This is a genomic window from Streptomyces sp. NPDC104381 (assembly GCF_055583745.1).
In genome coordinates, this window is the sequence record NZ_JBVJNK010000002.1 from 849,556 (window position 1) to 862,265 (window position 12,710).

1 protein-coding gene (running past one end of the window) is annotated in these 12,710 nt (G+C 74.4%); it reads right to left on the reverse strand.

The features are described from left to right. Nucleotides 1–12,710 carry the 3' end of a lonely Cys domain-containing protein gene (locus ACZ607_RS08745; protein ID WP_469733158.1) on the reverse strand. 27,613 nt of this gene lie beyond the right edge of the window, so only the last 12,710 of its 40,323 coding nucleotides appear in the window; the start codon falls outside the window, past its right edge — the gene reads right to left on this strand; its stop codon occupies nt 1–3.

Sequence of the window (12,710 nt, forward strand, 5' to 3'; positions counted from 1 at the left end):
TTATGCACGGTAGTCGTTCAGTATGAAGCGGAGTGCGTCGGCCAGGGAGCCGGCCGGGGTCAGGTTCCGGGCCCGGAACCACGCGTCGACCAGGCGCTCCAGACGATCAGCGGTCAGAACACCGCCGTCGGAGCCGGGAAGGGCGTCGGGGGCCTGCGGGCCCAGTGCCGCCAGGACGTCCAGGGCGTCGTCCAGGACGTCCCGGTGCTCCGCCGACCAGTCGGCCACCGCCGGATCGGCCGGGTCGGCCGGACCGGTCGGCCCCTCACCGGCGGGCAGACCGGCCGCGTCCAGCACGTGCTCGTCGGGGAACCTGCCGTCGACGGCCACGTGTTGCCGGAGCTCCGCCTCGGTCAAGGGGGCGAGACGGTGGTAACGGCCCCAGTTGTCCACGTAGTCGAGGTCGGCCGGCTCCGGCGTGCCGTCCCGCCTCAGGCGGTCGAGGACCAGTTGGCCGCCCCGCATGATCTCGTCCAGGGTGTGGTGCCCCGCCTGCAGCATCTCGGCCATCAGCGCGATCCGCACCAGGCCGAGGTCGACGTCCAGGCCCCACTCCTCACGCATCTTCACCGCCTGCGCCATCAGACGGTGGGCCGATCCGGAGGTGCCGGCCCGGACCAGGGCGCCCTTCGTCTCCGCCTCGGACTGCGGAAGGCTGCTCATGGCGATGTCGTAGCGGTGCATCCCCGGGACCCACGGGATGCGGTCGTCCGGCATCAGGGCCCGCTCGGCCTCGCTCAGCGGGGGCGACAGATCCTCGGGGCGCAGCGGTGTACGGAGCGCCTCTTCGGCCCGGGCCGTCAGCGCCTGCTCCTCGGGCGTCCTGTCCGGCCGTCCGCTCAGCTCCTGGTAGGCCGTCATCGTCTGCGACGGCGGCCGGGAGGACCGGTACTCCGCGGTGATCACGTCGGGGTTCGGCTCGGGGCTGCCGAGCAGGTCGGAGATCAGTCCCCCGTTCCCGTCGGCCGACTGGGCGCCGATCCACAGCATGCCCATGCGTTCGCGCAGGTTGCCCGACTCCGCCACGGCCCGGAGCCGGTCCCGGCCGGTGCCCACCGCGCCGTCGAGGGCGGGGTCGTCCGAGCCGAGTTCCGCCCAGCGGCCCGCCGCCACGGCCCGGTTCCAGAGCTCCGCCGTCATCACGCCGAGCTGGGCGTTCGCCGCTTCGTGGCCACCGAGATACCGGCCCAGCCGCTCCTCGAAGCGTGCCGCCTCCGCCGTGTAGCGGATGCGGGCCCGGATCCACTCCGGGGCCTGCCGGGCCGCCGCCGGGCGCAGCACGGACACCGGGGCCGAGGACAAGGCGTCCACCACCCGGTCGAGCCGTGCCGCGCTCTCGGCGGTGGTGTCGCCCGGCCCGTCGGGGAGTCCGGCGAGGTGGCGGTCCCCGTCGTGGACCAGCAGGGCGGGCGGCGCGTCACCGGTGCGCTCCCCGTGGAACGTCGGCTCGCCGTCCGGCCCCGCCACGGCCACGCTCACCCCGAGCCCGCGGACCACCGCCGCCACGAGCGGTCCCATGGGCACGGCCGTGCCTTCGGTCCCGTAGGAGACGTCCGTCATCAGCACCCGCAGACGCTGTGCGGGGCTCAGCGGGATCCGCGAGGCCGGGAGCTTGTCGCCGAGGAGCATGCCCTCCGTGCGCCGGGAGATGTCGAGGGTCACCCCGATCCGGTCCAGGAGGCTCAGCGGGAGGTTCTGGTCACCGTCGAGTTGCGGCACATCCGTCCCGGCCACGTCGTCGTCGGTGAGGCGGCCGTCCAGCCAGGTGCGGAAGTCGTCGGCCGTCTCGATGCCCGCCTCACCGAGCGCGTCGGCCGCCACGTGCCGGAGGGCGAACAGCAGGGTGGCGACGGTCCGGTCGCCCTCTCCGGGCGACTCGTGGAGGGCGAAGACGGTGCCGTCGAGTTCGGCGGCGTACGGGCCGGTGCGCCGGTAGCCGTCAGAGGGTGCGGGGGCGTCGGCCTCAGCCGTGGTGACCTCCGCGGGGGCGTCGGCCTCAGCCGTGGTGACCTCCGCGGGGGCGTCGGCCTCCGCGACGGCGGCCTCGTCGTCGGTGAGTTCCACGATCCGCGGCGACGTCCCGTCCTCGGCGTTGTGATAGGCCGGGTGCGGGTAGGCGGGCGCCTCCAGGAACTCGTAGTCGGCGAAGTCCAGCCCCGTTTCGGGCTCCGTCACGATGTCGCGGCCGACGATGCTCACCGCCATGCCCGGCGGGTAGAGCACCTCCTCCTCGCCGACCCATGCCGAGAACGGCGCGACGGGGCGGGCGGTGGAGTTCGCCACGTACCCCCGCATCGCGTGCCGGTCCTGGGCGCCGTCCATCTCCCTGAGGTCGCCCCGTGTGTACTTCTCCGCCGTCTCCCGGCTCTCGGTGGTGCTGCGGAACCGCGGCATGTACAGCGTGGTCGCGGTGACGAGCGGACCGTCCTGAGGGGCCGCGTTCAGGTGCCCCGGGAGCCAGCCGCCCCAGTACACCGGCCCGTTGACCGGCGGCAGGATCTCCAGTGCCTCGACCGCCATGTCGACGTGCATGGCCAGGTCGTCGTACAGCTTGTCGGCGATCCGGTCCACCCGGCTGCGGATGTCCTGGACGTCCGGCCCGGTCTCCTCAGGACCCAGGTCCTGCAGATCGGCGGTCGCGTCGCTCAGCTCCTCGTTGTCCGTCAGCAGTTCCGGCAGGCCCTGGCCGCTGTTCACGGCGTCCGTCTGCGCGTACTGCCACACCTTCCGCCTGATCATCCAGCGGCCGACGGCCTCGCCGAAGCGGCCCGCGGTGACGTAGGTCTTGAAGAGCTCGTGGTCCTGACTGGTGTAGAGGAACAGCGCGGTCAGGTGGCCGGGGGCCAGGGCGCGCAGGGACGCCCGGCCCCGCTCCCCGAACCGCTCCAGCCACTGCGCGGCCACCTCGGAGCGTCGCACCAGTTCCTCCGCGACGGGCGCACCGGTCAGCGCCGCGCCCAGCGCCTGGGCGATGTCCCCCGGTACGGCGACGTCGTACCGGGAGAGGAAGCGCGTCCTGCTGTCGTAGACGTGGTGGTGCGGCAGCGCCGGGCCGGCACCGAAAGCACTCCCCGCCAACTGGTGCAGCCGGGCCCCGTCGCGGGCGAGCGCGACGCGTTCCGCCTCGGTGCCCACGCCTGCCATGTGGGAGGCGCGCAGCACCTCGTGCAGGGACTGGGTGTCGGTCAGGATCGACCAGGCCAGCAGCGCCTTGCGGAAGGCCATCAGCTCGGGCCCGCTCGCCCCGATCGCCCGGTAGGCCTGCAGCAGCCACAGAGCAGGTCCGACGACCCCGCCGACGTAGCGGAATCCGCGCGGGTCGTGCGCGGTCCGGTACGCCCCCTGCCGGTGGCCCTGCGGCCGGGGTGCCCACGGTGAGCGGAGCCAGCCGGGCACGGTGTGCTGCAGGGTGACCTGCCCGGCGTCGCCGTACGCCGCGCGGCCGAACGCCTGGATCAGGTGGGGTACGGACGGCCCGGCCGCCAGGAATCGGCGCACCGCGTCCGGCTCCCCGAGCCACTGCCGCGCCTCCGGCCCCTGGAAGAAGGCACCGTCCGCGGCGGGCGCGCCGTGCCGCTGCGCGAGGACGTGGTGGAGCCGGGTGAGGGCGCGCACGGCACCCTGGACGGCCTCGGGGTCGGCGGCCAGCTTCTGCGCCAGGCCCAGCTCGAAGCGGTAGCTGAAGTTCCGCCACTCGCGGTCCCGGTAGAGCCCGGCGAATCGCACGCTCTCGGGTGATCCGGCGACACGCCACCCGGGCACGGACCAGGGCGCGCCCGGCTCCCCGGTGGGGTTCGAGGGCAGCGGGAGGCCGAGGTCCGGGCCGGTCCGGGAGCGCGGGGTGACGCGCAGCATGGTCGTGGGGCTGCCGTCGGCGGCCTCCAGGAGGTGGATGTCCGCCGTCGGCCGCCCGTCCTCGTCCCGGCCGGGGGTGATCGCGGTGCGGCCGGTGTTGAGGTACACGTCCAGGCCGGTGAGGTCGGCGATCCCCTCGGCCCGTCGGACGGCGCGCCGCAGGCTGTCGGCCCCCGGTGCGGTGCCGGTGGGCACGCCGGTGCCGGTGGCGATGTCGCACGAGAGGACCGTGATGGTGGTGAAGCCCGCCGCGGCCAGGTCCTGGCCGAGCAGGCGCCCCACCATCGCGCCGTCCGCACCGACGGGCATGTCGTTCCCACCGGCGACGGCATAGCCGTCCGCCCCTCCGTGGGACGTCCAGAAGAACGTGCCGGACCCCGCCGTGGCGGGCAGGGGACGCCGCCGGGCCACGCGTTCCCGGGCCGGGCCGCGACTCCACTCGGTGTAGTGGGTGGCCTCGGGCAGGCGACCGTAGAACGGCTCGCGCAGCGCCCAGTCGCGCCGGGTGAAGGATGCCTTGCCGACCGTCCTGCCGTTCTCGCGGATCTCCTGGACGACGATCCCTTCCGGGGCCGGCGCGGTCTCGTGGCCCGCCCACGGGGCGTTCCAGTAGTCATGCCGCGGATAGGCGCCGGTCAGCCCGCCGAGGACGGCGTCGTCACCGAGGTCGGAGCGGGCGTCGCCGTCGGAGTACTCGGCGGCGTCGGAGTCGGACGCGTCGGAGTCGGCGGGACCGAGGTCGAAGAGGTCGTCCGCCGACTCCTCGAACGCGGCCGGGGCGTACGGAAGCGGGTCGGTCTGCGTCGTCCCGGCGAGGCCGTCGGGCAGCGCGGTCGTCTCCTCGGCCAGCTCGTGCAGCATCGGAGGCCGCCTGTGGGTCTCGACGAGCCGTCGGCCGACGACCTCGAACCTCATGCCCGGCGGGTACAGCGCCTCCCCTTCCGAGAGGTGCTTGAGGAAGGGCGTGCCGTCGCGTGCCGTCGAGTTCCTGACCTCGACCAGCTTGCGGTGCGAACCGGCGGGGACCGCCTTGTCGCCCAGGGCGAATTCGGTCGCCTCCTCGACCTTCAGCGAGGTGCTGCGGAAGAACGCCACGTCGATGGTCCCGGCACCGTACATGGGGCCGTCCACGGCGGGCCGGTCGATGGGGCCGGGCGCTCCCCGCTCGCCCCACCAGGCGGTCCGCCCGACGGACGGCAGGATCTCCAGCGCCTCGACGGCCATGTCGATGTGCAGCTTCAGCTCGCCGTGGAGCCGGTCGGCCATCATGTCCGCGCGGCGCCTCAGCCGGGCCAGCTCCCGGCTCGGCGTGTCCAGGTCGGGCAGGTCGGACAGGTCCTCGTACACGTCGGCGAAGTCGGGTTGGCCGACCAGGGTGAGCGGCGGCATGTCCAGCTCCTCCTCGCGCGCCGACTCCAGGAGGTAGCGCCAGGTGTGGAAGCGCACCAGGTGACGGCTGAGGCCCTGGCCGAGCCGCTCGCCGTTGAGCACGGCCTTCATCAACCGGTAGTCGTACGAGCTGTAGAGGTACAGGGCGGTGATGTGGGCCGGGGTGAGCCGGCTGAGCGCCTCGACGCCCCGGTCGCCGTACCGCTCCAGCCAGTCGGCCATGACCTGGAGCCTGCGGGACGGCCGGGGCGGCAGTGCGCCGCCGAGCGCCGCTCCGGCCATCGTGACGAGGGCGTCCGGTACGTCCATCGTCCCGGTGAGCTCGAACGGGAAGGTCATGCGCTCCTGGTAGAAGGCCTGGTGCGGCGGGGTCAGGGCGGCGGGTGCGCCGCCGTCGTCGTCGAGCGGAAGCAGACCGCTCTCCGTGAACCGGCGCACCGTCCAGGTGTGCAGCGCGGCACCGTCACGGGTGGCGGCGGCCCGCTCGTCCTCGGCGCCCATGCCGATCAGGTGGGAGGCGCGCAGCACCTCGTGCAGCGACTGGAGGTCGTACGGGATCGTCCAGGCGACCACGGCGGCACGGAATTGTGGCAGCAGGGTCGCCGGCAGGTCGAGCGCGGCGAACATCCGCAGCAGGCGCAGCGCGGGGCCGCGCTCACCGCCCACCCGGCGGAAGCCCCGGCTGTCGTGCACGGCGCGGTAGGAGCTGTCCGCCGCGAACCGCGAACCGCCCTCGGCGAGGGCCTCCTCGACCGGGCGGGGCAGCCCCGGGCCGGCGTACGCGGCGTGCACGAGGGCCCGCATCAGCCCGTCCAGCGCTTCCGGTCCGGGCGGCTCGTCGAGCAGCCGTTCCAGCTCGGCGACCGGGTCCTCGGGCACCGCGTCCCGGGGGAAGAACGCACGCCCCGCCCGCTCGTCGCCGTAGCGCTCGGCAAACTGCTCGTAGACCCCGCGCACCGCCAGCCCCGCCGACTCGGCGAGTTCGGGGACATCGCTCAGCACCTCGGCGAGGGAGTCCTCCCAGTCGACGCTTGCCTGCCGCCATGCCCGCTCCCGGTAGAAGCCCGTGAAGCGCGGTGTGTCCGGGGCACCGGCCGGCCGCCAGGACGACACCGCCCAGGTCGCCGGCCCGGCCGCGTCGGCGGCCTCGTTCCGTTCCGGGGTGGCGTCCGGCGTACCGCCCGTGACGTTGAACCGGCCGGGGGCCGGATAGTCGAACGCGGTACGCCTGCCGGCCGGCGCGGCCGGGGCGGGTACGCGGGGGCCGGTCCAGCCGTCCGGATACTCCGTCACCCATCCCGTGGGCTGTCCGTCGGCGTCCTCCAGCAGGTGCGGCAGCCCGTCGGACACCGCCGCGCGCGCCACCGGCAGATGCGTGGGCAGCCGCGACCCGTTCGCGATCCGCCTGGCCCGTGCCCGGGCCTCGGCCTCGCTGCGCGGCACGTCGCCGGGCCCGCACGCGAGCACCGTCACGCTGCGGAAGCCACGCTCCGAGGCCGATCGCAGGAGCCGCCCGGCGTACGAGCCGTCGTCCCGCCGCACGGTCCCGTCCTCGGTGACCAGCGCGAGGCCCTGGGCGCCGCCGTGCGACGCGAAGAAGAACGTGCCGTCGGCCGTGCCACCGCCCGGCAGCGTCTGATGGGTGGCCACCGGCCGGCCCTCGCCGTCGCGCTCCCACGACACGAAGCCGTTCGCACGGTCCAGCCGGCCGTACTCCTCCTGCCGCTCCGCCCAGTCGGCGTCGTCGAACGACGCCACCCCGATCAGCCGGCCGTCCTGCCCGTGGACGGGGCGCAGCACCGGCGCGGGCCGTGGTCCGCCCTCGGTGGCGGGGGCGGACGGAGCGATGCCGAACAGTTCGTCCAGGAAGCCGGGTTCCGTGGTGCCCGGTACGTCCTGACGTGGTGTCATCTCGTTGACCCCGACGGACTCGTAGGGCTCCGTCCGCGCGTCGCCCGGGACGATCGTCCGGGTGGAGACGTCGAAGGAGGCGCCCGGCGGGTACAGGGCCTCCGTCTCCAGCGGCCGGACCGCGAACGGGTTGACCTCCCGTGCCGTCGAGCGCGCCACGTGCACCAGCCCGCGATGCGCGTCGCCGGGAATGCCCTTGCTCCGGTGCATGAAGCCCAGCGCTTCCCCCTTCACCAGCGCCGTGCTGCGGAAGAACGGCACCGTGATCCTGTCCCTGCCGTACACCGGGCCGTCCGACGGGGGATCGCCCAGCGCGCCGGGCATCCCGCGGTCGCCCCACCAGACGTCGGCGTTCAGCGGGGGCAGGATCTCCAGCGCCTCGATCGTCATGTCGACGTGCAGCGACAGCTCGTCGTACACCGCGTCCGCCATCGCGTCGAGGCGGCGCCTGAGGCGGGCCACCTCGGGGGTCGCCTCCTGGAGGTCGTCCACGTCCCACATCGCGTCGAAGAGGGCGGCGAAGCCCTCCTGCTTGCGGAGCGTCGCCGGAAGGAGGTCGGCGGCGCCGACCTCGGCCATCCGCCGGGTCATCGTCCAGGCGTTGAGGCGCACCAGGCGGCGTCCCATGCCCGTGCCGAAACGCTCACCGTTGAGGAACGCCTTCATCAGCCGGTAGTCGGCACCGCTGTAGAGGTGTACGGCCGTCAGATGGGCCGGGTCCAGCCGTTCCAGGGCCTTTCTGCCCACGTCGCCGTAGCGGTTCAGCCAGGCGTGGAGGGCGCGGCTGCGGTCGGTGTCGGACGGCAGGGTTCCGGCGAGTGCGGCGTCGACCATCCGCACGAGGCCACCGGGGAGGTCCAGCTTGCTGCCCGTGATGTCCCGGGCGAACGTCATCCGGGCGGCGTACCGCGCGCGGTGCGGCGGGACGAACCGCGGGTCGGGGCCGTCCTGGCCGGTGCGGTGGGTCCCGGACGCCGTGACCGAGTCCGCCACCCAGGTGTGGAGTCCGGCACCGTCGCGCAGGGCGAGCTCGCGCTCCTCGGCGGTACCCAGGCCGATCCGGTGGGAGGCGCGCAGGATCTCGTGGAGCGACTGGAGGTCGGCCGGGACCGCCCAGGCGACGAGCGCGTCGCGCAGCGCGAGCAGCCGGTCGGGCGCCGCGCCGAGCGCGGCGTAGGCGCGCAGCAGCCGGAGCGCGGGGCCGTGCTCACCGCCCACCCGGCGCATTCCCCGGCTGTCGTACACCTCGCGGTAGGCGCTGCCCGGCGCGTACCGCGCGCGGTTCCCGGCCGGGCGGGACAGTGCCTCGGCGATCTCGCGCGGCAGTCCGGCGCTCGCGTACGACGCGTACACGAGCGCGGTCATCAGCGCGTCGAGGGCGAGCGGCCCCGGGGGCAGCGTGAGCAGCCGTTCCAGCGCCGCGGCCGGGTCTCCGGGGGCCGCGTCGGGGGCGAAGAAGGCGCGCCGGGCCGCGTCCTCGCCGTGGCGCGCGGCGAGTTCGCCGTACGTACGGGCGACCGCGTCGCGTGCGGCCTCTATGGGCCCGGCGGCCTCGCCCAGGTGCTCCGCGTACGCGAGCTCCAGGGCCGTGCCGTGGCGCCGCCACGCGCGGTCCCGGTACATGCCCGCGAACCGCACGGCGCCGGGCGATCCGGCGGGGCGCCAGGACGACACCGCCCAGCCCGGACCGGCCTCGGGGGCGTCCGGTGTGTCGGCGGTGCCCGCCTCCGGGGTGTCCTCCTGGCCGGCCGGGGTCACGGGGGTGGCGTTGATCCGGGCGGTGGACGGATAGGCGATGCCGGAACGCCCGCCGGGCTCGTCGGTGCCGGGGCCCGCGAAGTGGAACGTCCCGACGCCGGAGTCGTGCCGGGCCGAGGGCTCCGGCCAGAGGGGGGCCGCCCCGTCCGAGGTCCCGGGGCCGGTGAGCAGGGCCGTGGTGACACCGCCCGAGGACGAGGTCTGGACCGGCCGGGCCTTCCAGACGGTCTTGCGCCACTGCCCCAGCTTCTTCTCGCGGAGGGCGGTGATGCGCAGCGGGTCGAACGGGTCGTCCTCGAGGACGTCGAGCGGTCCCGAGTAACCGAAGGCGTTCCGGCCGGTGCGGTCGGAGAACGCCTGCGTCCGCTTCGGTCCCCCGGCGGTGAAGCCGGACATCGGGAAGACGACGGGGACGTCGACGCCCGCCTCGGTCACCAGCGGGGCCAGGTCCAGGAGTGCCCAGAGCTCCTCGTCGGAGACGGGCATCGGAGGGTGCCCGGGAAGGTGGACGACGATGCCGCCGTCGTCCTGGCGGATGCCGGTCCAGATCACCAGGGACGCCCCGGACGGCTCCTTGGACCTCCAGTCCGCCGGGTGGGGGATGTCGAGGATGTCGCCGCCGCTCTTCAGACGGGCGTACCAGCGGCCGGCGTCCACGCCGTTCGGGGCCGGGCGTCCGCTCCAGTTGTAGCCGGTCGGCTCCGTGCCGTCGGTGAGGATCTGCTTGAAGGCGCCCAGCTCCCGGAGGTGGTGGGCGGCCAGCAGATGCGGGTCGGAGATGTCCACGCCGCCCGCGTGGGCCCGGGTGGCCAGGAGCGTCAGCTCCATGACCGCGTCATCGCTCCAGGCGTCCGTGGGCGCCAGGTGGAGGACACCGCGGCCCAGGCTCTCCTGCTCCGCCGGGTTGTCCATCCGGAACAGGATCCGGTCGGTCGCGGCCACCATCGCCCAGAAGACCCGTGCGGTGTCCTTCGGACGCACCGTCACGGAACCGGGCAGTCCCAGCGCGTCCCGGACGAGACCCGGTCCCTCGCTGCCCGAGAGCTCGTCGACGGTGTACGTCAGCGCGGTGTCCGGGAGCATCTCGCCGAGCGTGGCGTCCGGCCGCAGGGCCACCTGGTCCCGGGCCGCCTCCAGGACGCGCAGGTAGGCCGCCCGGTCCGGGGTGTCCCCGCCGATCCGCCAGGCGAGGAAGGTCCACAGGTCCATCCGGAACGGCGTGAGCAGCCGCATGCCGGGGTCGTTGGCGCGCAGGGTCTCCAGTGCGGCGGCGCCCCTCAGCGCCCGCTCGTACCGGCCCCCCGGCACACCGCTGTCGTCCTCGACGCCGTGGCCGAACACCAGGCGCAGCGCACGGACCAGCCGCAGGGTGGCCGCGCGGGTCTCCGGCGGCACGGCGCCGGCATCGCGGTGCAGGCCCGCGGTCCGCGCCAGCTGGTCCAGGTCGCCTTCCAACGGCTCCGGCCGGACGCGCTCCGTACGCCCGATCACACCGCCGGGGGTGTCCTCCACCACGCGGGAGTCATCGTCCAACGCCCTGACCAGGGACGAAGCCTCGACCTCCCGCCGGCTGACATTGGCGGTGTGCTGGGCGAGAGACACCTCCTCCAGGGGGTCCTCCACGCGAGGTACCGGGCGGCCCTCCTCCTGACGGTTGCGGTGGTCGCCCGCCGAGCCGGCGTAGCAGACCTCCAGCCCCATCCGGTGGCCGGCGGGCAGCTCGCCGACCTCGCGCAGTCCGCCGATGTACCGCCCGCCGTCGGCGGCGTCCAGCAGCATGGTCCGGCCGTCGCGCAGGACGACCGCCAGCGCGCCCGGGATCCCGTGGCCGTAGTACGTGTAGACCGCGCGGTCCGGGGTGAACGGCTCGGTGGCGACCTGCTTGTCGCCTTCGCCGGTGGCGACGTAGTGCAGCAGTTGCCGCTTGTCGAAGAAGGCCCGCAGCAGCCCCTCCCGCCTTGCCATGTCGTCGTTCATCGACATGCGGCCGAACCGCTCGCGGCGGTCGAAGACCAGGGGGCGGGTGGCCACGTCGCTGTCGCGGAACGTCGTGCCGTCGACCGACGTCCACGCGCGGTCCTCGTACGCCGCCGGCACCGCTGGCGGGTCGAAGGGCACCCAGTCGCCGTGCCAGTCCGCGGTGTTCAGGACCGTCATAGTCGGCACATGGGCGTTCAGGGCGGGGTCGTGCCGCAGACGCCCGTCACCGCTGGGCGCCCACACCCGCCGGCCCAGCCGGACGGCGACCGCGCGCATCAGCTCCAGGTACTGCGAGCCCGCGTACGGGATCGCCAGTACCACCGGTACGTGGGGCGGGAGTTTCGCCAGTTCCGGATCGTTCGCCAGCTTCTCGGCGAACGCCTCGGGGCTCAGTTGCCGTGCGTCCAGGGACCGGTCCCCGACCAGGTACGCTTCGCCGCCCCACGGCGCGGGCCGGTCAGGACCCGGTGCCTCCGGGCTGCCCTGACCGCCCGTCACCTCGCGCACCCGGTCGATCCGTACCCGGTCGATCCACGCCCCCGCCAGGTCGCGTCCGCGCACCGCGCCGGAGCCGTCCCGCAGCACGGTGCCCGGGTCCTGGAACGGGTCCGGCGCCTGCCCGGCCGGGGACGCCGGACCGAAGAGGTCCAGCTGGTCCTGGGCGGTGGTGGGCCCGGTGGTGGGCTGCTGCCGGGTGGTGGCGGTCCAGTGGCCCGGGGCCCCGGTGTCCGGGTCCGGCAGGACGACGACGTCGAGCGGGGCGGCGGGGCCGCCGGCGATGAGCGCCATCGGTGCGCTGTGGCCGTAGGCGGGGCGCCCGGTCAGCTGCGAGAACCGCTGCACCAGCCGCGGGCTCAGCGCCCCCGGCCCGGTGGTCAGGAACAGCACCGGAATGCCGAGCGGGACCGTACGGAGCGCCGGGGCCATGCCCAGCAGGGCCAGGAACTCCCTCTCGGGTACGCGGACGGGGGCGCGGCCCGGCAGATGGAGGACGGGTGTGCCGGTCCCGTCGGCCTCGACCAGGTTCAGGACGGGCATGGGCTTGCCCGGGCCGGTCCATTCCGGTGTGAGCGGGTGCGTGGTCATCCCGTCGGGCCCGTACGTCGCCCGGCGCACGATGCTCCAGTCGACCCCGGCGGGTGCGGGGGTGCCGGACCAGTTGACGCCCTGGACGTTGGGCCCCTGCTTCAGCAGGGAAGCCGGGCCGAAGGCACCGCTCTCCGCCAGGTGGTACGCGGCGAGCAGGTCGTGGTCCAGGACGTCCATGCCCTCCGCGATCGCCTTGGCCGACAGCTCCCACACGGCTTCCTGATGCGGCCGGCCCCAGGCCGTGGAGCTGTCGAGGTGCAGGACCTTGCGGCCCATGGCCTCCCGGTCCGCGGGTGGCATCGGGCGGAACATCTGGGCGGCCCGGGCCGCGGCCCACAGGGTGGACGCCACGTGCCGAGGGGTGAGCGCCGCCGACGCCGGCAGCGACTGCACCTGGCGGATCACCCGCTCGCCCGCGTCCGTCAGCTGTTTCACGGTGATCTGGAGCGCGGGCGACGGCACCGCGTCCGTGAGCCGGGCGGTGGGATCGGCCGCGATCCGCCGCGCGGCGTGGTCGAGCAGGGCGAGATACCCGGCCGGGTCCGGGGCACGGCCGGTGTGCTCCTGGACGAAGAAGTCGAGGAAGTCCTTGCGGAACGGGGTGAACTGGCTGATCAGGGGGTCGTTGGCGCGCAGGCGCTCCAGCGCGCCGACCGCCTTGAGCGCCTGCTCGTAGCGACCGCCGGGTATGCCTCGGTGGTCCTCGATCTCGTTGCCGAACATCATCC